This window comes from Massilicoli timonensis (assembly GCF_900199515.1).
Taxonomy (GTDB): domain Bacteria; phylum Bacillota_I; class Bacilli_A; order Erysipelotrichales; family Erysipelotrichaceae; genus Massilicoli; species Massilicoli timonensis.
On record NZ_LT963434.1, the window covers coordinates 731312 to 753931 of the forward strand.

The 22620-nt window shown below is 53.0% G+C and carries 18 protein-coding genes; 12 read left to right on the forward strand and 6 right to left on the reverse strand.

Going from position 1 to position 22620, the window contains the following annotated elements; all coding sequences use genetic code 11:
- Positions 1 to 468 precede the first annotated feature (468 nt).
- From C1712_RS12985 to C1712_RS05690, 7 genes are all read left to right on the forward strand, one after another.
- Positions 469 to 825 (forward strand): TnpV protein, encoded by a 357-nt coding sequence (locus tag C1712_RS12985; RefSeq protein ID WP_245858069.1) that lies wholly within the window; start codon positions 469 to 471, stop codon positions 823 to 825.
- 4055 nt (positions 826 to 4880) lie between these two features.
- A complete protein-coding gene (locus tag C1712_RS13325) occupies positions 4881 to 7499 on the forward strand; it encodes an SNF2-related protein (RefSeq protein WP_245858192.1) in 2619 nt (872 codons plus the stop codon).
- Between the two features lies 1 nt (position 7500).
- Positions 7501 to 8568 (forward strand): DUF3849 domain-containing protein, encoded by a 1068-nt coding sequence (locus C1712_RS05665; RefSeq protein WP_102267572.1) that lies wholly within the window; start codon positions 7501 to 7503, stop codon positions 8566 to 8568.
- Entirely contained in the window at positions 8565 to 8909 is a 345-nt protein-coding gene (locus tag C1712_RS05670; RefSeq protein WP_102267574.1) for a plasmid mobilization protein, read from the forward strand. Before C1712_RS05665 ends, C1712_RS05670 begins: the two co-directional genes overlap by 4 nt.
- A 597-nt stretch (positions 8910 to 9506) precedes the next feature.
- Positions 9507 to 10796 (forward strand): group II intron reverse transcriptase/maturase, encoded by a 1290-nt coding sequence (gene ltrA, locus C1712_RS05680; RefSeq protein WP_102267576.1) that lies wholly within the window; start codon positions 9507 to 9509, stop codon positions 10794 to 10796.
- A 167-nt stretch (positions 10797 to 10963) separates the two neighbouring features.
- Positions 10964 to 11269, forward strand: coding sequence for a hypothetical protein (locus C1712_RS05685; protein WP_102267578.1), 306 nt, complete (start codon positions 10964 to 10966; stop codon positions 11267 to 11269).
- Positions 11270 to 11277: 8 nt separating this feature from the next.
- Complete coding sequence (locus C1712_RS05690; RefSeq protein WP_425436023.1) at positions 11278 to 11577, forward strand: CD1845 family protein; 300 nt, start codon at positions 11278 to 11280, stop codon at positions 11575 to 11577.
- A 169-nt stretch (positions 11578 to 11746) separates the two neighbouring features.
- Here the strand turns inward: C1712_RS05690 and C1712_RS05695 are convergent, their stop codons facing one another.
- A complete protein-coding gene (locus tag C1712_RS05695; protein ID WP_102267582.1) occupies positions 11747 to 13228 on the reverse strand; it encodes an RNA-binding domain-containing protein in 1482 nt (493 codons plus the stop codon).
- 227 nt (positions 13229 to 13455) lie between these two features.
- Here C1712_RS05695 and C1712_RS05700 point away from each other — a divergent pair, with 227 nt between their 5' ends.
- The 4 genes from C1712_RS05700 to C1712_RS12655 all read left to right on the forward strand — a co-directional run bounded on the left by C1712_RS05700 (position 13456) and on the right by C1712_RS12655 (position 16496).
- The gene (locus C1712_RS05700; protein ID WP_102267584.1) at positions 13456 to 14865 is read left to right on the forward strand and encodes a relaxase/mobilization nuclease domain-containing protein; all 1410 of its coding nucleotides are present in this window, start codon (positions 13456 to 13458) and stop codon (positions 14863 to 14865) included.
- A gap of 192 nt (positions 14866 to 15057) precedes the next feature.
- Positions 15058 to 15576: an RNA polymerase sigma factor gene (locus C1712_RS05705; RefSeq protein WP_102267586.1), complete on the forward strand. Its 519-nt coding sequence runs from the start codon at positions 15058 to 15060 to the stop codon at positions 15574 to 15576.
- The gene (locus tag C1712_RS05710; RefSeq protein ID WP_102267588.1) at positions 15573 to 16253 is read left to right on the forward strand and encodes a DUF4367 domain-containing protein; all 681 of its coding nucleotides are present in this window, start codon (positions 15573 to 15575) and stop codon (positions 16251 to 16253) included. Before C1712_RS05705 ends, C1712_RS05710 begins: the two co-directional genes overlap by 4 nt.
- A 66-nt stretch (positions 16254 to 16319) precedes the next feature.
- A complete protein-coding gene (locus tag C1712_RS12655) occupies positions 16320 to 16496 on the forward strand; it encodes a hypothetical protein (protein WP_180963084.1) in 177 nt (58 codons plus the stop codon).
- 57 nt (positions 16497 to 16553) lie between these two features.
- On the opposite strand, the gene C1712_RS12660 is transcribed toward C1712_RS12655, so the two are convergent.
- The gene (locus C1712_RS12660; protein ID WP_180963085.1) at positions 16554 to 16706 is read right to left on the reverse strand and encodes a hypothetical protein; all 153 of its coding nucleotides are present in this window, start codon (positions 16704 to 16706) and stop codon (positions 16554 to 16556) included.
- An 826-nt stretch (positions 16707 to 17532) separates the two neighbouring features.
- Here C1712_RS12660 and C1712_RS13110 point away from each other — a divergent pair.
- Positions 17533 to 18198, forward strand: a complete 666-nt coding sequence (locus tag C1712_RS13110; RefSeq protein ID WP_281254629.1) for an ATP-binding cassette domain-containing protein — start codon at positions 17533 to 17535, stop codon at positions 18196 to 18198.
- A 294-nt stretch (positions 18199 to 18492) separates the two neighbouring features.
- Here C1712_RS13110 and C1712_RS05730 read toward each other — a convergent pair whose 3' ends face one another.
- The 4 genes from C1712_RS05730 to C1712_RS05745 all read right to left on the reverse strand — a co-directional run bounded on the left by C1712_RS05730 (position 18493) and on the right by C1712_RS05745 (position 22620).
- Positions 18493 to 19158 (reverse strand): SprT-like domain-containing protein, encoded by a 666-nt coding sequence (locus C1712_RS05730; RefSeq protein ID WP_245858070.1) that lies wholly within the window; start codon positions 19156 to 19158, stop codon positions 18493 to 18495.
- Positions 19159 to 19272: 114 nt separating this feature from the next.
- Positions 19273 to 19995, reverse strand: coding sequence for an MBL fold metallo-hydrolase (locus C1712_RS05735; RefSeq protein ID WP_102267593.1), 723 nt, complete (start codon positions 19993 to 19995; stop codon positions 19273 to 19275).
- A 124-nt stretch (positions 19996 to 20119) separates the two neighbouring features.
- Entirely contained in the window at positions 20120 to 20722 is a 603-nt protein-coding gene (locus C1712_RS05740; RefSeq protein WP_102267595.1) for a hypothetical protein, read from the reverse strand.
- Between the two features lie 251 nt (positions 20723 to 20973).
- Positions 20974 to 22620 carry an ABC transporter substrate-binding protein gene (locus C1712_RS05745; RefSeq protein ID WP_102267597.1) on the reverse strand — a complete coding sequence of 549 codons (1647 nt, stop codon included), beginning with the start codon at positions 22618 to 22620 and terminating at the stop codon, positions 20974 to 20976.

Sequence of the window (22620 nt, forward strand, 5' to 3'; positions counted from 1 at the left end):
GCGAACATTCCCGCACCCCCTGGCTGTGGACGCTGAACGAGGAACACACCGCGCCGGTCATGGCGATGCTGGAGCGAAACTATGATGTGAGCGGCGGCGACCTGGCCCAGCAGTTGGCCGATGTGGCCGCCAAACTGGCGGAGGAATACTGGGCTGACCACCGGCGGGATATTCTCCCTATCGTTGACGGTTCCTTTTTGGAGGAGTACGATGAGTACAACATCGAAGTCCAGTTCAAATCCGCCGCCACGGTCAGCATCACCTACGCCCTGATGTCCCGCTGCGGGCTGGAGCCGGAGCAATATTTCAGCCATGAGGACTTCATGCCGATTTTCGACTTCAACACCCCCGCTGTGATCGGGGCGCTGGGAACAGCCGTCAGCCAGGCAAACCAGCAGGTGCTGCGGCAAATCGGCGTCACCATCCAGAACTATGAGCGCGCCAAGAGCGCGGAAAGGAGTGCCACACATGGAGAACAATCTGACTTACATTCAGAACGGGGACTACCTGATTCCCGACCTGAGCCTGAGCGAGCAGCCGGAGAAGCCCCTGGGCAAGTACGGCAGGATGCGCAAAGCGTACCTGAAGCAGCACCGGCCCATTCTGTACAACCAGCTGCTGATGACCGAGAAGCTGTACCCGCACCTGCGGGAGATCGACGAGACGGCGAACCAGCGGTTGGAGCAGATGATGCCCCAACTAGCCGAGACGGCGGGCGCGACGGAGGCGCTGAAAGCCGCCGACCCGATGCAGTGGGTGGGCCTGATGAACACCTGCAAAGCCCAGGCGGAGGAGATTCTGCTGGCGGAACTTATCAACAGCTGACCTTAAACCTGTTCCTCACCGAAGCGGAACAGATTCAACAGATCGACGAAGCAGAGAGTGTGAAAACGCCCTCTGCTTTTTCTTTTGCCCAGGAACAGCCGCAGCCAGAAGCTGCCGACCATGAGCCGGAGGCGGCAAGGCTCACTCTCCGGGAGCTGCATGAGCGATACAAACCCATTGTGTTGGAGGCCGTTACCAAAGACACCAGATACCAGAACACCTGCGGTCACAGTGATTATAAAAGCGCCGTGATCGAAGGAAGATCGGCTATCCAGCGCGCTGTTTTAGCGTCTGGCAATAAGGAGCTGCTTCACCTCTATTCCTACACCCCGGAGTTCCGGCAGCGCCTTCATCGTGAAGTCATCGCTGAGACTTATCCCAAGCTCCATGAGCTGCTGCGCCCACTTTCGGACAATGACATTGACCGAGCTATCCAGGACTGGAACGGCAAGATCGAAAGCAAGCACGCCGTTGTCCGCTACATGAAAGACCATACGCGGGAAAAAGATACCGCCGCATGGCTGGCCCATGAGTTTGACGGCGGCGACGGCAAAACCCCGTTTGCAGTACGCCCGGAAAGCCCCAATGGAACGATGCTGCCCTGGCCCAAGGTGCAGCGCCGGATCGCCCAGCTTATCAAGGAAGATCGGTTCTATACCCAAGAAGAACAGGACCGTTTTGACAACATCGACCCCATCGCCATCCGGGAAGCCCTGGCCGAGCGCGGCATCGTGAACGGCCAGGTGGTAGCCCCGGAAAAACTGGACAACGACCCGTTTATCCAACAGGTGATGCAGGATGTGGAGGCTGTTTCAGCCGAGGAACAGGCCGAGGCGGAGCCTCCTGCGCCGGACTTATCCGGCCAGCCCGTCACCCGCGAGGGAGACACCCTCACCATCGGCGGCGGCGAACCTACCCATGAGATGGATATTACCGTATCGGATGAGGAATATGAAGCCATCCGGCAGGCCATCCCGGAAACAGAGGCCCCCACCGCCTCTGACCCTGCAACACCCCCTTACCATGTGGGTGATACCGTTTATCTGGAAAATCAGGAATACCAGATCACCGAGCTACGGGAGGACACGGTGCAGCTGCTGCCCTCTGGCATGAGCTACCCCATCTTCCGGGCCGAGAGCCAGGAGCGGTTCGAGACGCTGCTGCGTGCGGACACCCGCAACGAAGCCATCAACGAATTTTTGCCTGTAAACCCCGACACGGCGGACCAGGACCTGCGGGACGTGCTGGCCCACAGCCTGATCGGCGCGCCGGACAAGGCGGAGCTGTCCGAGCTGCTGCACACCGGCAAGCCCAACCGCGAGATTGCCCAGTGGCTGGGCCGGGCCTTCCCCGGCATCGTGGAGACGATGGAGCTGGAGACCGGCGACACCGCCGACTACCGCACCACGTCCGAAGGCATCGAGCTTGAAGTGCTGGATGCTGACGAAAAGCGGCTGGCCATGCTGTATTTTCGCTGGGATGAGGTCGCGCCGCTGCTGCGCGGGCTGTATGCCCGCCAGCTGGACGGCTTTGGGCAGGAGCAGGCCGAACCGTACATGGAAGCCCCTGCTGCCGTGGAAGAACCTGCCGAAGCTGCCAAGCCCGTCGAGGAACCCGCCGCCGAGGCCCCGGCGTTCCATTCCGAACCGGTGACCGTCTATCCTGGCGAACAGAACCATTTGCCCTATGACGTAGTGGTGGAACGGCTGCACGTTGACCAGCCGGAAGCCACGCCGCCCGAACCGCGTCCGCCTGAGAATTTCCGCATTCTGGACGATGACCTGGGGAAAGGCGGGCCAAAGGAAAAATTCTGGTGCAATATCAAAGCAATCGCCACACTGAAGCAGATCGAGCAGGAAAATCGCTATGCCACCCCAGAAGAACAGCATATTCTCTCGCAATATGTAGGCTGGGGCGGGCTGGCGGATGCCTTCGACCCGGACAAACCCGCGTGGGCCGCTGAGTATGCGGAGCTGAAGGAACTGCTGACCCCGGAGGAATATGAAGCGGCCAGGGCCTCCACCCTCAACGCCCACTACACCAGCCCCACTGTGATCCGCGCCATCTACGACGCGGTAGAACAGATGGGCTTCCGCACCGGCAACATTCTGGAACCGTCCTGCGGTGTGGGCAATTTCTTCGGGATGCTGCCGGAGAGCATGGCCGGCAGCCGTCTGTACGGCGTGGAACTGGATTCCATCAGCGGGCGGATTGCCCAGCAGCTCTACCCCAAGGCTAACATCACCGTGGCGGGCTTTGAGACCACCGACCGGCGGGACTTCTATGACCTTGCCATCGGTAACGTCCCTTTCGGCCAGTACCAGGTGAACGACAAAGCCTACAACAAGCTGGGCTTCAACATCCACAACTACTTTTTTGCCAAGGCGCTGGACCAGGTGCGCCCCGGCGGCGTGGTGGCCTTTGTCACCAGCCGCTACACAATGGACGCCAAGGATTCCACCGTGCGCCGGTATCTGGCCCAGCGGGCCGAGCTGCTGGGGGCGATCCGCCTGCCCAACAACGCTTTCCGCGCCAATGCCGGGACCGATGTGGTGTCCGACATCCTGTTTCTGCAAAAGCGGGACCGCCCGCTGGACATCGCCCCGGACTGGACCCAAACCGGCCGGACCGAGGAAGGCTTCACGGTCAACCAGTATTTTCTGGATCACCCGGAGATGGTGCTGGGGCGGCCCACCGCCGAAAGCACCCAATACGGCAAACAGGATTACACCGTGGCCCCCATCGAGGGGCTGGAGCTGGCCGATCAGCTGCACGATGCCGTGAAGTACATTCGCGGCACCTACCAGGAGGCCGCGCTGCCGGAGCTGGGCGAGGGCGAGGACATCGACGAATCCCTCCCGGCTGATCCCAATGTGAAGAACTACTCCTACACGGTGGTGGACGGCGCGGTGTACTTCCGGGAAAACAGCCGCATGGTGCGCCCCGACCTGAACGCCACCGCCGAGGCCCGCGTCAAAGGGCTGGTGGGGCTGCGGGATTGTGTGCAGCGGCTCATCGACCTGGAGATGGACGCCGCCGCGCCGGATGCCGACATCCGGGAACAGATGGCCGAGCTGAACCGGCTCTATGATGCCTTTTCTGCCAAGTACGGCCTTATCAATGACCGGGCAAACCGGCTGGCCTTTTCCGATGACAGCAGCTATTACCTGCTCTGCGCCCTGGAGGTGCTGGACGAGGACGGCAGGCTGGAACGCAAGGCAGATATGTTCACCAAGCGCACTATCAAACCCCATGAGGCCGTCACCACCGTGGACACGGCCAGCGAGGCGCTGGCGGTCTCCATCTCGGAGAAAGCCTGCGTGGACATGGCCTACATGGAACAGCTTACCGGCAAAACCGGCGAAGAACTGGCGGACGAGCTGCGCGGTGTCATCTTCCGTGTGCCCGGCCAGACTGAGCCGGACGGGACGCCCCATTATGTGACCGCCGATGAATACCTGTCCGGCAACGTGCGCCGGAAGCTGCGCCAGGCCCAGCGTGCGGCGGAGCAAGACCCGGCCTTTACGGTCAACGTGGAGGCCCTCACTGCCGCCCAGCCCAAGGACCTGGACGCTTCCGAGATCGAGGTGCGGCTGGGGGCAACGTGGATCGACAAGGAGTACATCCAGCAATTCATGTACGAGACCTTCGACACGCCTTTTTACCTCCAGCGCAGCATTGAAGTCCACTACACCCCCTTTACGGCGGAGTGGCAGATCTCCGGCAAAAATGTCGTGGGGCAAAACAATGTGGCCGCCTACTCGACCTATGGGACCGGCCGCGCAAACGCCTATAAAATCCTTGAAGATTCCCTCAATCTGCGGGACGTGCGTATCTACGACACCGTGGAGGACGCAGACGGCAAGGAGCGCCGGGTGCTGAACGCCAAGGAAACCACCCTGGCTGCCCAAAAACAACAGGCCATCCGGGACGCTTTCCGCGACTGGATTTGGCGTGACCCGGAGCGTCGGCAGGCGCTGGTACGCCAGTACAACGAGGAAATGAACGCCACCCGGCCCCGCGAATATGACGGCAGCCACATTGTTTTTGGCGGCATGAACCCGGCCATCACCCTGCGGGAACACCAGAAAAACGCCATCGCCCATGTGCTGTACGGCGGCAATACCTTGCTGGCCCACGAGGTCGGCGCAGGCAAGACCTTTGAAATGGTGGGGGCCGCGATGGAGGCCAAGCGGCTGGGTCTGTGCCAGAAATCCCTCTTTGTGGTGCCCAACCACCTGACCGAGCAGTGGGCTTCGGAGTTCCTGCGTCTGTACCCGTCCGCCAACATTCTTGTTACGACCAAAAAGGACTTTGAGAAACACAACCGCAAGAAGTTCTGCGCCCGCATCGCCACCGGCGACTATGACGCCATCATCATGGGTCACTCCCAGTTCGAGAAAATCCCCATCAGCAAGGAACGCCAGGAGCGACTGCTGCACGAGCAGATTTGGGAAATCACCGAGGGCATCGCCGAGGTGGAGGCCAGCGGCGGGGAACGGTTCACTGTCAAGCAGCTGGAACGCACGAAAAAGTCTCTGGAGGCGCGGCTGGAAAAGCTGCAAGCGGAGGGCCGCAAGGACGATGTGGTGACGTTTGAACAGCTGGGCGTGGACCGGCTCTTTGTGGACGAGGCGCACAATTATAAAAACCTGTTCCTCTATACAAAAATGCGGAATGTGGCGGGCCTTTCCACTACGGACGCGCAGAAATCCAGCGATATGTTTGCCAAGTGCCGGTACATGGATGAAATCACAGGCGGGCGCGGTGTAGTTTTTGCCACCGGCACGCCGGTTTCCAACTCCATGACCGAGCTTTACACCATGCAGCGGTATCTCCAATATGACCGGCTGCAAGAGCTGGGCATGGCCCACTTTGACTGCTGGGCGTCCCGGTTTGGCGAAACCGTGACGGCGCTGGAGCTGGCCCCGGAGGGCACCGGCTACCGGGCCAGAACCCGTTTCTCCAAGTTCTTTAACCTGCCGGAGCTGATGAACTTGTTCAAAGAAATCGCGGACATCAAAACCGCCGACCAGCTGCACCTGCCCACGCCCCAGGTGGAGTACCACAACATCGTGGCTCAGCCCACCGAACAGCAGCAGGAAATGGTGAAGGCGCTCTCGGAGCGCGCTTCCCTGGTACACAGCGGTACAGTGGACCCGTCCCAAGACAATATGCTCAAGATCACCAGCGACGGGCGCAAGCTGGGGCTGGACCAGCGGATCATCAACCAGCTGCTGCCGGATGAGCCGGGCACCAAGGTCAATCAGTGCGTGAACAACATCATGCAGATCTGGCGGGATGGCGAGGCCGACAAGCTGACCCAGCTGGTGTTCTGCGACATCTCCACGCCCCAGGCCAAACCCGCCAAAAAGGTGGCCAAGGCGCTGGACAACCCGACCCTCCACGCTTTGGAGGACGCGGTGCCGCTGGATGAGCCGGAACCGGCCTTTACCGTGTATGAGGACATCCGGCAGAAGCTCATCGCCCAGGGCGTACCCGCCGAGCAGATTGCCTTTATCCATGAGGCCAACACCGAGGTGCGCAAAAAGGAGCTGTTCTCCAAGGTCCGCACCGGCCAGGTGCGCGTCCTGCTGGGCAGCACGGCCAAAATGGGCGCGGGCACCAACGTGCAGGACCGCCTGGTGGCGCTGCATGACCTGGACTGCCCGTGGCGGCCCGGCGACCTGGCCCAGCGAAAGGGACGCATCGAGCGCCAGGGCAACCAGAACGAAACCGTCCATGTGTACCGCTATGTCACCGAGGGGACTTTCGACGCCTACCTCTGGCAGACGGTGGAAAACAAACAGAAATTCATCAGCCAGATCATGACCTCCAAATCGCCGGTGCGAAGCTGCGACGATGTGGACGAAACGGCGCTGTCCTTTGCCGAGATCAAGGCGCTGTGCGCCGGGGACCCGCGCATCAAGGAACGCATGGACCTGGATGTGGACGTGGCGCGGTTAAAGCTGATGAAGGCCGACCACCAGAGCAAACAGTACCGCCTGGAGGACCAGCTACTGAAAACCTTCCCGGAGGAGATCGAGAAAAACAAGGGGTTTATCGCCGGACTGGAAGCCGATATGGCGACCTTGGCCGCCCATCCCCACCCGGAGGACGGCTTTGCCGGGATGGAAGTCCGTGGCGACACCCTCACCGACAAGGAAAACGCTGGGGCCGCGCTGCTGGACGCCTGCAAGGAGGTCAAAGGGGCCGACCCGGTGCCGGTGGGCAGTTACCGGGGCTTCACCATGTCGGTGTCGTTTGACGCTTTCCGGCAGGAGTATATGCTCCTGCTGAAAGGCCAGATGACCCACCGGGCGACGCTTGGCACAGACCCCCGTGGAAATCTCACCCGTATCGACAATGCGCTCAGCCAGATGCCCCAGCGGCTGGAGGCGGTGAAGAACCAGCTGGACAATCTCTACCAACAGCAGGCCGCCGCCAAAGCGGAGGAGGGCAAGCCCTTCCCCCAGGAACAGGAGCTGCGGGGTAAATCCGCCCGGCTGGCCGAACTGGACGTACTGCTGAATATGGACGGCCGGGGCCGCCCTGCGCCGGAGGCGGTGCTTGCCAAGAGCAGCCGCCCCTCGGTGCTGGAAGGGCTGAAACGCCCGGTGCCGCCGCGCAATCCCGAAAAGAAACCCAAACACCACGAACAGGAGGTGCGATAAGATGAATACCGATAAAAACACGGCCCTTTATGAAAAGATGGCCGCCGAACAGGACAAGTTCCGGGACTGGCTGAAAAGCCAGCCCCCGGAGGTAATTCTAAAGCATACCTATGAGTACACGGTCCGGGAGGACATTTTGATGGCGATGGAGGAGCTTGACCTGCCCCAAAGCCGGGCCGCCGCGCTGCTGGCATCGCCGTCCCCGCTGGCCGATGTCTACAAGGAGTTTTCTGACCGGGAAATTTCCTACATGGATGTGGTGCGGGACAGCATCGAACAGCGGGCCGAGGCGGCGCTGGACGCCCAGCGGGAACTGCCGCTCTACCGGCACGACGCCGCCTATGCCCGCGAACAGGGCGACCTGGATTTGTACCGGGCGTCCCGCCGCGCCAACATCGCCTGCAAGGAGGCCATCGAGGCGTCCATTTCGGAACATTACCGGGACAGCCGGCTGGACAAGGACGCGGTACCCCAGGTGATCGAGCAGTTCGGCTATACCCGCACCCTCTATGTGCTGGCAAACACCGTGCAGCAGAAAGATTGGGATGAGCGTTTCAGCCCGGCCAACAAGGCGTGGGCCAGGACGGTGGACATCCCGCCCAACCCGGACGGCTTTGGCGGCGAACGCAACCTGGACTTTGTGGTGGACAGCCACTCCGGCCTGGTCGATCTGTTCTTGAGCCAGGCGCGGCAGGACTATCTGCGGCTCCAGCCGCTGACACCGGAGGAAATCCGCGCCGAGGCCGTCCGGCTCTTGCAGGAGCTTCGTGCGCCGGATACGCCCAACAGCCCCCACGGCACCCACTACATGGCCCGCGTTTCGCCGGACTTTCTGGCCCGCGCAGGCACCCAGGCTCATGACCGGCTGATGGCGCTGCTGCCGTTCCGCAGTCTGGCGATCACCGGCATGAAGGACCTGCCCGGCACCTATGTTACCATCCTGGCCAGCGAGGACCGCTCCAAGGAGCTGCGCCAGCGCCGCCCTTCGGTCCGCCGCCAGCTGAAACAGGAGCCGCGTTCCGCTGAAAAGAAAGCGCCCGTTCGTAAGGAAAAGGAGCCGGAGCGGTGAGCGCCCCCAAGCGCAAACGGGAGGTGCAGCTGAACTTCCGGGTCTCGCCGGAAGAACTGGCGCTGATCGAGCAGAAGATGGTCCAGCTGGGGACAAAGAACCGGGAAGCCTACCTGCGCAAGATGGCCCTGGACGGCTATGTGGTGCGCCTGGAACTGCCGGAGCTGAAGGAGTTGGTGTCCCTGATGCGCTATTCCAGCAACAACCTGAACCAGCTGACCCGCCGTGTGCATGAAACCGGGCGCATTTACGACGCCGACCTGGAGGATATATCCCGGCGGCAGGAGGCTTTGTGGGATGGGGTGCATCAGGTATTGACCCAGCTGGCAAAGCTGTCGTGACAGGGGCATACGCCCCGGCTTTGAGGGAGGTCCGGCGTGTGCGTGCGGCTGCGCCGGGCCTCCCTCTTTTTTTCTTTGGTGTGTCCAGCAAAGCTGGACCACACTAGCCGGTGCAAGTCCGGTCACAGTAATCGCCAGTGAGCTGTGTAGCTAAACTCGGTGCGTTGCAGTAATGCAGGGTACTAAGCGAGTGGATAAAGTAGCCTCGATAAGAGGAGCGAGCAATCATGCAGACCGTAACATAAAGTGAATTCTGCCGTATCGTTAAAAAGGTCTCGAAAGAGAGCAAAGAGAAGTTGAGTCCTGCGAATATGGGCGAAAACCATGGAACGTGTGAAGAAACTGGAAAGCAGCACGGAAGAATCTCTCGGTATAGAGGAAGCGGTATGTATGAAAAGTGTGGTTCGGAACTGGAGAGACCCTACCCATCACCGAAGGGTAAAGAGAAAGCGTATAAGCTTGGCGAAATCGTATTTCTGATGGGAGGGAGTCGGAGAGGAACATAGTACCGATAATGGCTGTGCAAGAAAACGCAGTCTATGGGAAGGTTCCTTACTTCATTCATGTTTGTAGAGAGGGTAAGAGTGAGAGAATGTCATGCAGACTAATAACTCCAAGGAAAAAGTTCGACAACTTCAAAACAAACTATATCTAACAGCCAAGAAATGTGCTAGCCGAAGATTTCATGCACTATACGATAAAGTATACCGGGATGATGTACTTTTCGAGGCATGGAAACGGGTAAAAGCTAATAAGGGTTCCAATGGAGTGGATGGTATCGGAATTGAGGATATTGAAGCGATAGGAATTGAGAAATATCTGACAGATATAAAAGCAGAACTGGCGGACGGCAGATACAAACCGTCCCCAGTAAAGCGGGTGATGATACCAAAGCCAGACGGAAGTAAAAGACCCCTTGGAATACCAACGGTCAAAGACAGAATCGTGCAGATGGCTGCAAAGATAGCTATAGAGCCAGTTTTTGAAGCAGATTTTAGAGACTGCTCCTATGGCTCCAGACCCAAAAGAAGTGCTAAGCAGGCGCTTGAAAAAGTCAGAAAAGCATGTAACAACAAAGGCTACTATGTAGTAGATGCAGATATTGAGAAATTCTTTGACAATGTAAACCAGGACAAGCTGATGGTGTTAGTAGAACAGAGAATATCAGACCGGAGAATACAAAAGCTGATAAGGCAATGGCTGAAATCAGGAGTATTATACGGGAATATACTGACAATCTCTGAACTGGGCACAAGTCAGGGATCAGTTATATCTCCGTTACTGGCAAATATCTACCTGAACACACTGGACAGATTGTGGGAAAAGTATGGACTCACCCACGGTATTCTTGTGAGGTACGCAGACGATACAGTAATCATTTGCAAAAATAAGAAAAGTGCAAACCATGCACTGAACTTATTGCGTTACATCATGGCAAAACTGGACTTAAAGCTGCATCCAAAGAAGACGAAGATTGTCAGCATGTGGGATGGAAAAGAGGGATTTGATTTTCTCGGAATGCATCACAGAAGAATGACAACGGAAACAAGCAAAGGACAACTGTATAAGGAAACATATCAGTATCCAAGCAGAAAAGCCATGAAGAAAATGAAAGCAGAAATCAAAAGGAATGTAAACAGCCGAAGTCTGCTGGTAGCAAAAGAGGAAGATTTAATAAAGAATCTGAACCCGAAAATCACAGGGTGGAAGAATTACTATTCTACCAAGACAAACGAAAGGTGGATGCAGACGCTCGACTGGTACATTATCTGTACTTTTACAAGATGGTATAACAAGAAACACCAAAGGCGTAACCATATGTCAAAGGTGGGATTTGTTAGAAATAGCATTTACGAAAAAGGATTAAAGAAAATGGCTAGAGCATGACGTAATGCTGTAGAAAGAAGAATGTCGGAAAGCCGTGTGAGGGAGAACCTCATGCACGGTTTGATGAGGGGAAAGAGGGCCAAAGCCCTCTAACCTACTCTACCCCGTATCGTTGCACTTTTACAAACCACAAGCGATAATATCATCAGAAACGGAGGTGAAGGCTGATGTTGACATTTGAAAATATCTTGGAGTTGTTTCAAGAGTATCTGCTGTGTGACCCGGAGGAAGAAGTCCTCCCGTGCAAACGCGGCTATGTCCGATTGACTTGGAACAAGGATTCCCGCTACTGTGTGGACGGTATCCTCTGCCGAATCCCGGAGGAACTGTTTGACCTGTTGCTCACGGATTACCAGGACTTTGAATTGCTCCGCCGGACGAAAGGCCGCCGGGAAGTTACAGAAGCCGATGAAAAAGCCGTGAAAGAACTGTGCCAGCCCTACCTGGACTGGCGGAAGGAGGCGCTGAAATGAGAGCGGTGCTGTTTATTTTGAAATTGGGGCTGAAAATCCTTGCCGTGCCGGTGGTGCTGGCGCTGACGCTGTTCACCTGGCTGTGCTTCTGGCTGCTGTATGTGTCCAGCTTCATCTTCGGCCTGGTCTCCACGGTGGTGGCGCTGCTGGGGATCGCGGTGCTTGTGACCTACTCGCCGCAAAACGGCGTAATCCTGCTGGTGATCGCCTTCCTGGTCAGCCCGCTGGGCCTGCCGATGGCCGCCGTCTGGCTGGTGGGCAAGGTACAGGACCTGCGGTATGTGATCCAGGACGCGGTGTATGGATGAATCGAAAATGCAGAATTGCCGGGAGTAGTTGCCCGGCAATTTTTTTGACTTTACTTTCGTGCTAATTTCAGCGATGAGATTAGCATGAAAGTAAAGTCCACGCACATCAAAGGCATATAAAAAATCAGGGTGTCGGAGCATACAACTTCCTCCGACACCCTGATTTGGTTCAATTTTCTGGTGCAGGCTTTTGCACCGTTACATATTTTTGATGTTGGCTTCTGGGCTTATCTGGGATGGTCATTTGCAGCTGTCCATTGTCCAGCAGTGGACGCAAGTACCTCTTTGTAAATCCCTTTGTGTTTTTATACCCACAATGTTCCGCAATTTCAGCTTTCGAGCGCGGTTCTGCACAAAAGGCTAAAATCTGGTCTGTAAGTGTCACTTGGGTTCCCACTTGGGCCCTCACTTGGGTCCTCACTTGGGTCCTCACTTGGGTCCTCACTTGGGTCTCGTCCTGCGGCCCAACCTTTTCCACCGCAATCGGGGCCAGCGGAACCACGGTGCGGAACACATCGCCCTCGATAAATTCCGGGGTTCCACCGGAATAGAGCTTCGTGTATTTGTAAGTATTCCGCATCCCGGACCCCAGCTCGTCCGCCAGTCCAATCTCACGGAACACTTTGGAAATTGGCGGGTTCTTGGCATACGGCTCAAAGGAGGAAAGGTGCAGAGCGCCGTGCCCGTGGGAACGGTTGGCATTTTCGGTGTAGAGCCGGTTACGCTCAATTACGAATTTTGCCACATAGCCGCTGGAGTAATCCCGGTGCGCCAGGCTGTTGGAGAAAATTTCACGCAGGATGCGGTCTCTGGCGCTGACGCTCTGGAGGCCCTCCTGCACAAAGGGGTCGCTGAGGTGCTTTTGACCGAACGCAATCAGCCGGTCATAGGTCTCCAGCAGATTTGTGATGATGACATCCCGGTCGTCATAGCGATCCAGGTTTTCCACCCGGAAAATGGCGTCCGTTTTGTGCTGCGGCAATACGGACAGAATCGTGCTGTCCTTCCCGAACAGAAGAATCGCCGCAAGGGTAATGCCTTCGAGCTGCCTTTCGGGGTCTTTTAAGATGAGACCGGCGCTGCGCAGCAGTTCTTCGTCTGACATGGACTTCCACGGATGGTTGGCCGTGCGGCTGGTGGTCATGGCTCTGGCGCGCTCCATCAGGTCAGGGCGCAGGTCGTCCATCTGGAAGCGGGTCACTTTGTTTACAAAATAGCTGCCGCTTTTCCGGGCGTACAGCTGGTACACCATGTCGGAGTTGTCGGTTATATCAATATCTGCTTCGTGACTGCGGTCAAAAATGCGCCCGTGATGGCGGCAGACCTGGCTGCCGGACGGCACCTGAATGACCAGCAGCGTGCGGCCGTCTACGGTGCAGGCTTCCGGCTGCAAGTACAGAGGCGGATTGATTTTCTGCCCGTTGTTGATGGAAGTCACGAAGTCTTTTTTCATACGGTCAACCGCATCCGGGGCAACACCCAAAATCTCCCCGTTGTCTTTGACGCCCAGGAGAATGATTCCACCGTCTCGGTTGGAAAAAGAACAGACGGTATCGTAAACATCCTTTGTAATCTCGGTGGTGGATTTCTTAAACTCCACCCGGATGTTCTCGCCGTCCTCGATCAGCTTCAGAAGTTCGGCTTCTGTCATAGGAGCAACAGCCCCCCTTTCGATGTGGATTTATACGTTTTTATTATACGGGATTTTTCACGCATTATCAAACCCATTCTGCGTGGGTATATAATTCTGAAATGGTTCTCTGTGATTCTGGAAAATGCCAGACAGTGTCTGGCGAATTAAGCTGCGATTCGGCATCGCCTTTGATCAGTCAAATCAATTCAACAGACAGCGTCTGTTAAAAAGGAGGGAAAATCATTATGGCCACCACCCGCATCATGCCGCTTCACGCTGGCAAGGGCCGCACGGTCGGCAGGGCAATCAGCGACATCATCGACTATGTAAAAAATCCCGATAAGACCGATCACGGCAGGCTCATCACCAGCTACCAATGCGACAGCCGCGTGGCCGACGCCCAGTTCCTTCTTGATAAGCAGACCTACGCCGCCCGCACTGGCCGGGTGCGCGGTGCGGACGATGTGATCGCTTACCACCTGCGGCAATCCTTCGTTCCGGGCGAGATTTCGCCGGAAGAAGCCAACCGGCTGGGCGTGGAGCTGGCCCGGCGCTTCACCAAGGGTAGGCACGCTTTCATCGTCTGCACCCACATCGACAAGGCTCACGTCCACAACCATATTATATGGAACTCCACCACGCTGGAGTGTGACCGCAAGTTCCGCAACTTTTGGGGCAGCACCCGCGCCGTCCACCGCCTGAGCGACACCATCTGCATCGAGAACGGCTACTCCATTGTGGAGGCTCCCAAGCGGCGCGGCCAGAGCTACAACAAATGGCTGGGCGATGCGGCCAAGCCCTCCCACAAGGAGCTGTTGCGCCAGGCCATCGACCGGGCGCTGGCACAGAAACCGGCCAGCCTGGAGGAGCTGCTGCGCCTGCTGGAGCAGGACGGCTTTACCGTTCACCGGCGGGGCAAGACCATCTCCATCAGCGCGGAGGGCTGGGGCAACAACGTCCGCTTTGACCGGATGGGAGATGGCTACACGCTGGACGATTTGCTGGCGGTCCTCTCCGGCCAAAAAGAACATACGCCCCGCAAGCAAGCCGTCCCGCAGGCCGCTCCGTCCAAGGTCAATCTGCTGGTGGACATCCAGGCAAAATTGCAGGCAGGGAAAGGCGCCGGATATGCCCGCTGGGCAAAGGTGTTCAACCTCAAGCAGATGGCGCAGACCCTCAACTACCTGTCCGAACATGGGCTGTTGGATTATGTCAATCTGGAAGCAAAAACAGCAGAGGCGACGGTCCGCTACAATGCTTTGTCCGATCAGATCAAGGCCGCCGAGAAGCGCATGGCCGAGATTGCCGTGCTGCGCACCCACATCGTCAACTACGCCAAGACCCGTAACACCTATGTGGCCTATCGCAAGGCCGGGTATTCACGGAAATTCCGGCAGGAACATGAGGAGGAAATCTTGCTGCACCAGGCCGCCAAGGAAGCCTTCAACGAGCTGAACGTGAAGAAGCTGCCCACCATCAAGGAGCTTCAGACCGAGTATGCCCAGCTGCTGGCGGACAAGAAAAAGGCTTACGGAGAGTACCGGCAGGCCCGCGCCACCATGCGGGAGCTGCTGACCGTCAAGAACAATGTGGATCGACTTATGAGCATGGAGGAAGAAAGACAGGAAGATAAAGACCATGGGCATGGCCGATAAGACCTTATAAGCGGAAAAATTTGAAGCGAGGTCGTTTCATTTCATGTACCCCTTGTTGTTATCGGCTTACTTTCTCTTAAACTGTTGCAACCTCTATTCCTTCCAAATTATTCTGCCCTCATTACGTTGGGCATAGAAAGTAGGCGTGGTTTACGGTATAATTAATGGTAACAACTGCGGGAGGGCAGATTTATGCTAATATACTTGCAAATGATTGACACTCCAGAGGAACGGTCAAAATTTGAACAGATCTATCTGGAGTATAAAGGGCTCATGTTCCATGTGGCCTATGATATTTTACATAATGAGCAGGATGCCGAGGATGCTGTACATCAGGCTTTTGTAAAGGTGGCGGAAAACATTAAAAAAATCGGTGAGCCGGTGTGTCCAAAAACGCATAGCTACGTCGTTACTATTGTTGAGAATAAAGCAATAGATCAGTACCGAAAGCGGCAAAAACACCAGACTGTCGAACTAATTGATGATATTCAAGGGACAGAGGCACATTATGAAGGGAATAACGATTTAACAAAATGCATCTTAAAATTACCTGCCCGTTATCGAGAAATGATATTGCTTCGCTATCATCATGGATACAGTGTTAGAGAGATTGCCAACATAATGGACATCTCCCTTGCAGCTGCAATCAAATTGGATCAGCGGGCTAAAAACAAATTGAAAAAATTGTGTGAGGAGGCGGGAATCCTGTGATAAGCGAAGAAATGCTGAAAAAAGCGGCAGCTGAAGCGGATCAGGCAATTAGGAATTCGCTCCCCGCTCCAGCAGACTGTAAACATGAATTTTCCCCATCGTTTCAAAGAAAAATGCGCCGAATCTTCCGCAAAGCAAACCATCCTGTGTTCTATCAACTGCCCAAATATGCAGCCTGCTTTGTTCTTGTGGTAGCTCTCGCTGGCGGTACATGGTTGACCGTTGATGTTGAAGCCAGAGCTGCTTTTTTCGCATGGGTGCGGGAAAAGTACGAGGCATTTGTTGAGTACAGATTTATTGGTGAAGCGCCGCAAGAAAGTGAAATTGTAGATTATGAGTTGGCATGGTTACCCGAAGGTTTTTCGTTCCAAAAGGAACAGAGTCTTGGTAACAGCTCATATCTCACTTATGCTAATGATTCTGGACAGCGTATTCTTTTCTCCTATTTACAAGGAGATGATGCCACAAGTTTGTTTATGATGGCGGACTACACCGAGGTACAATCAGTTCAAATAGGAAACGTAAAAGCGGACTTCTACCAAGCCAGCCAGGAAACATCTCCTAACGGGCTAGTTTGGGTATCAGAAGAGGAAAATATGTGCTTTTGCATTACAGCTTCTTTGCCAAAAGACACAATACTGAAACTGGCCGAAGGTGTACAAAAGAATAATCAATAAGTTCTAAAAAAATTCAGATTAACTGTCCAAAATGACCCCCTTCATTCGTTTACGGGATATAAACGAATGAAGAATTATATCAAAGAGGCTGCATTTGTATTCGGCTATGGTCACACAACTATTGTAGTTTCTCCTTCCCTTTCTCTGCCCGCATCTTTTGGAATTGGTTTCTCCTGGGGTACAGAAAAAATGGTTGAAGAAGCTATCCGAATGAGCAATACTGGCGTTATCACTGAATACTAAGGTTTGTTTCACAAAAAGCAGTGGGTGAGCTGTAACTGGACAGCGCACCCACTGCTTTTATTTTTTATTATGACGAATGTTCCACAAAATAACAGCACCCACAAGAGCTATTTCGACCATAATCCCCAAACCAGCCATATTAACTTTGACAGCCACACCTTCCGTCAAAACACCGACAAGAACTGATATAACAAAGAATAATATTTCCACAAGCAAGACTCCCTTCATTTTTTAATTGTTTTAATGTGAGCAAAAATACTCCTTGATACCCCAAAAGACAACTAAATGCAAGTTCCCCTTTTATCAAACTTGATTCCATTATTATCCGACTAATTAAAGAACTTCAAAACACTCACCTCGATTCAGTATAGTATGTTCTAAAATCGTTGGTCCTGTCCATACGCAATAACGAATGACACTTCCTGATTTGGACACCATCATAAAGCATTTTTTCGAAAAGTATGAACCAGCCAATGCAACTCTACCCATTCCCAACAAGAGCTTCAGCTGTTGCTGCACAACTTCAAAATTTCGAGTTGCCCATTCCAATCATATTTCACTTGGCTGTTTGATTAAAATGTGCCATCATCACAGCCGCTTACTATTTCTTTGCCCGTAAGTGTCTGTTTCCCTGTCGGATCAAGGGGGAAAAGAATAGACTGAACCCAGCCAAAAAAGTAGGCAGCAAATTAGCCTCACGATTCTTTTTTGCTGTCAATGGAACAGATCCCTCAAAAGTCATATTCGGGGCTATTCTTAGCCTGATAAAAGCGTCTAACGGACGCGCAGCCGCAGAATGAAATTCTGCGTTCATGGGGGCTTGGGGGATACCCTCAACAAGCAGCGCCGGAAGCCGAATGGCTATCCAGGAGCATTGCTTGCCGATTTTATCTTTGCTGACATAGGAATGGGCTAATTTCTTGAAATTCTTTTGAGAATATAGACTACATGACAATCAAAGAAGCCAGCGAGAAATGGAGCGTTTCGTCCCATCAAGTCAACTATTACTAATCAGACCGCAGATTCTTTTAAGCGGTTGAGCAAATCCATTACGGACTATACCTCTTTCGTGCTGGAGTACGCATTGGGCTGGCAAAACTGTATGCCTGCATTTACCACAATCATCAACAATATTTATCTGTTTTTAATTCCGGTGGGTGTTCTGATCGGGATGCACACTACGGATTTCAGAGAGTATTCGTTGACATTTATTTTCTACCTGATTATTGTCCATGCGATTTCTGGCATCCTAAATAAAATCATGTTTATTTCGGAGTCCTTTACGCAGATTGACGGCAGTGTAGAGCGCATGGATGAAATCTTGCGTATCCCGGTCCTGCCAGAAAAGAATACTTCGGCTGTTATACAAAACTATGACATTGCTTTTCAGGATGTCAGCTTTTCCTATGAAACTGATTCCCAAGTCAAGGCCCTGGCTCATGTCTCTTTCCTTGCGCCTCAGGGCAAGGTAACAGCCGTTGTCGGCCCTTCTGGTGGCGGTAAGAGTACCATAGCCAACCTGATCTCCCGATTTTATGATGTGACGGACGGAAGTATTAAAATCGGCGGTGTTGACATTCGGGATATTCCGTTGGATGCGTTGATGGATAAGGTTAATAGAACACCCCGGCGGCAAAGAACACAGCTCCATCTTCAAGGGGAGTGTCAATGGCATCGAACCATATTAAGGAACAATCTTTAATACAAAAACAGCCTTCCAAATCGGAGGGCTGTTTTTGTATCTATGCCCGGAAAGCCTGATATTATGGGCTTTCCGGGCTTTTTCTGTTTTCCGGGGACTTGGCGGAATAGGCCGCCATCAGCCCACTTCCTATCGCGGCGATCACAAAGTCCCATAGCGGCTCATTTTTGCACACCCTTGCCCGGCCCGTATATGCCAGAACCGAGGAAACGCTAAAAAGTATCCACTCCCGGACAGCGTCACCTCTTTCAATGAGAACAATTTAGCGGGAACCTTGCGGCTCCCGCTTTTGTTTTATTCCCGCTCGAAAGCCTCGCCGCAATCCCCGCAGATTACATTGACCTCCCGCGTTGCCCGGATAATGGTGCTGCAGCAGGGGCAGACATATTTGATGCTGCGGTTAATGGATTTCTTACTTCCGCCCTTGGTGGTGCCTTCCACCGGCAAGCGGCTGGCGTTGATCTTGTCCTCGCCCAAAGTTTCTCTGATCCATGCCTCCGCCTCCGGGGCCAGCGTTGTTACCGTCCAGCCATACTTGGCGTGCTTCTCGATACGCAGGCCGTGAGCCTCGGCAGTGGCCTTAAATTTCTGGTTGTGGTAGTAGCCGTTGTTGCTTACGTCTTGGATGCCATGAACCAGATTGTAGAGATGCGCCATCTCATGCAGAAGCGTGGCTGCCAGCTCGAAGATGGGCCGGTCAAGGTACTCGGCGCAGAGATTGATTTCCCGATACTTCTCACCGCTGGCGTTCCATATCTCGTTGATACTGCACCAGCCATACGCCCCGCGCCCTCCGTCTGGTGATACAGTGATGGCCGGGCGGTTCAGCTCTCCTTCGTAAAAATGCTTATTGAACAGGTCGAACATTTCCTCAGTTTTTCTTACAATTTCAGATATTTGCAGCATGATGGCGTCCTCCTTAAAGATATGTTTTATTTCTGTGAGTGACAGCTTACACACCACCTGTCAAAAAGCAAGCTCTAAAGGTCTTAAAACATATCTTTTTTCACTGAGGACAGGAAAGGCCCCGCCGAAGCGGGGCTAATCAAAACAGCGAATTAGGATTTGCACAAATCATTTTAATTTATAAAGCTTTATTTTGCGTATGTAATTTATGTTTTTTTTCAAATCATCTGGTCTAAATGGTTTTCCATGTGCAGGATAAATCCAATTTGCTTTTTCGTCAATCAGTATATTCCATGAATTTTGAAAAGCATTTTTATCCTCAATCCATATCGTGATTTTTCTTAGACTCGGTATACCATTCATCGCAGCATCTCCACAAAAAATAATATCACCTAATTTAAGAGAAATGGAATCACAAGTATGTCCTGGTGTAAATAAAATCTTTCCTTGTAATATGTTCTCCAATTCTGTTAAATTTTGAGGGGTTATTTCTATAAACCTATTAATATATTTTTTGTCGATTGCAGGGAAGAGATGATTACCATGGCCGACAATCCTCATGAACTTACAAAATATCAATGCACTCAAACTACTGCAACCACCAACAAATGAATTTTGTCCTCTTAATAGCGTGGGCATAGCAAGGTGACTTATGATAACCTTTAATTCGGGGTATTTCGATAATAGTTCGTTTAAGAAACCTGCATGGTCATCGTGAGCATGAGTTAAAAAGATATATTTAATTTCAGAAAATGCTATACCTTGCTTATTAGCTCTTTTCTCTACGTTTTTCATACTGTGTTCATATCCTGTATCAATCATAATATATCCATTTACCGTATGATAGATGTAAGTGTTCATTACCCTGCTTCCTGCATTATATATATCCATAGTTAATTCTCACTTTCCCATTTGACAAATTCGTTTTTGTTTTTCTGATTATAGTATATCGAGCTACAAAAGGGAAGCATGTTATAACCCAAGAAAGACCCCGCCGAAGCGGGGCCTTCTCGATTTATTCTGCTGCAATGAAGCCTTGTTCTTTTAGACTTTCGATCAGCGCTGGATTCTCAGGACCGGTCAAGGTTCCTTCTTTGTCAATGTTATAGCTTCCTACTGCGAAAGCGTATGTCGGCGCTCTCAGATATTCCGGCTTTGCGCCAATGAAGCCGCCTACTGCTGCCACCAGCTCCTTGCGGCGCACGCCTGTCACATGATAGGTCGCTTCGATGCTTTCCGGCCCGCTTTCCTCTGTGGCAGGCTCACCAAGTTCTTCCGCCGGGATTTCTTCGGTTTGTGACCTTTCTTCCGGCTCGGTAGCCTCTACGGTCATAACCTCTGCGCTTTCCTGCGTGGCGGCTTTGGCTGCGGCCTTCGCCGCCCGGCTTACTCTGGTGCGGGCCTCCGGGAATATCTCCGGCAGTGCGCCTTCCTCATAGTGGATTTCGAAGGTGATCTTCCCGTCCATGTGTACGTTGAAATGGAAGTCGGTCATTTCCACCTCTTTCAGCTCGTCCGGCAACTCGATGTTCTTGTACCGCTTGACTTCCTCGCCGTTTACCATAAGGCAAACCGGAACCGCGTCCCTCAGTTTCGCCGTAATTTTTCCTGTTTTCATTATCATTTCCACCTTTCGTTTTTGTGCTTGGGCTTGTGCCTTGTGTGAGTCACAGCTTACACATCACGGGTGGAAAAGCAAGGCTTTCACAATAATAAAGTTTAATCATTTTTAGAAATTAAAGGCGTATGGAGGCCATGCTGCCCTGCATGATGGAAACGGTGGGTGTGACGGGGGAATTAAAGGCCAGTGCCCCCATAGCAAGAAAGACTACGGCCAAGCGGGAAAATTGGGCGCTTGGCCGTAATTCTTTACTTCATTATGATGGCGGATACATCCGTATAATCCGGCTGATTATAAAACTCATAGCTGGAAATGACATTCGTATCGTATGCAGCCATCCCCTTCACGCGAGTCAGAGGAATAATCGTTGCTTCATCATGGAGCTCTTGAAGCAGAGTGTTGTAAACGCTCTGAATCTCGTCCTCATTTGTCATCGCATTAAGGCTGTTGATGAGTTCGTCTGCATTCTCCATACCGGCTAACCCCTGAGCCAGATAGTTATCAATGACAGTGTTTGTCAGGCAACGAGAAATTAACAGATATGGATCGGAGGGGATCGCATTTGTAATTGCAATCGCTAAATCGAAATCTCCATTGGAGATGTCCTGGAAATAAACCATCTGTTCTTTACCCACCGGGGTAATTTCAAAGCCAACTTCTTTTAGCTGTGCGGCGAGAACTGAGGACAAATCTCCAAGGGAAGCCTGATCGGTGGCGTAAAGAAGATTCCCGGACAACTTAACGCCATCTTTTTCACGGATACCATCTCCATCGCTGTCAACCCATCCGGCATCTTCCAGAATTTGCTTTGCTTTTTCGACATCATACTCATAAGTTCCGGTATCCACATCACAATAGGGCAACTCTTTATCCAGAACCGAATCAGCCGGAGTTTCTACACCATAGAAAATGTTTGTGGAGATATTTTGTGTGTCGATTGCATGGTTTGCGGCCAACCGAACGGCAGGATCGTTAAAAGGTGCGTGTGAAACATTGAATCCCATGGTACGGCTCTGGATGGTGGCATCAGAAGAAACAGCAGTAAATCCCGGGGCGGTGGACAATTCCTCAAAGGTATTATAAGTGAGATTAGCCTGTCCAACAATCATGTCGATTTCGCCGTTACGCAGAGCTAAAACTTTCGCATCATTATCCGGAATAACTTTCACATGGAATACATCCACATCGGATTCGCCACGGTCATAGTATGGATTGCGTACAAATGTATAGATTTCATTTTCTTTCTGTCCATCGTACATATACGGACCGGTGCCGAGCGTTTTTGTCTTGGTGATTTCGGCAAGGCTTCCGTCTTCATTGTATCCGGCAGGGGACATCATCGACATAGGCATGGGAACAGCGAAGTCCTGCAAAGCACCATAATATGGTGTTGTTAGCTTGACTGCCACAGTATATTCGTCCACAACAGTCACTTCATCCAACAGGGTGCTGGTTAGCCCCCAGCCACCGTTGAACTCGGCCAGGATTCCCGGTATATTATCCAGATTGATTTTGACTGCCTCCGCATTAAAATCGGTCCCATCTGAAAATTTTATTCCCTGCTTCAGATAAAAAGTATAAGTCAGTCCGTCGGGTGATACTTCCCATCGCTCCGCAAGGCCAGGAACGATTTCTCCATCCTCATATCGCACCAGCGTTTCATAAAAGTTTGTCAGGAAGTAATACAGACCGTAAGTACCATTGGTCACATTGGGTGCCTGGAGTGAAAAGAAGCCGCCTTCAAAATCCCAGCTTTCGCAGAAAGTCACTTCTTTGACGGTATTCTCTTGGCTGGTGGAAGGGGGCGAATCGGGGTCTGAAGCGCAGCCAGAAAAAGATAAGGTGGTCATCACTGCAGTAAGAAGCAGTGCCAGTAGTTTTTTAATTCGTTTCAT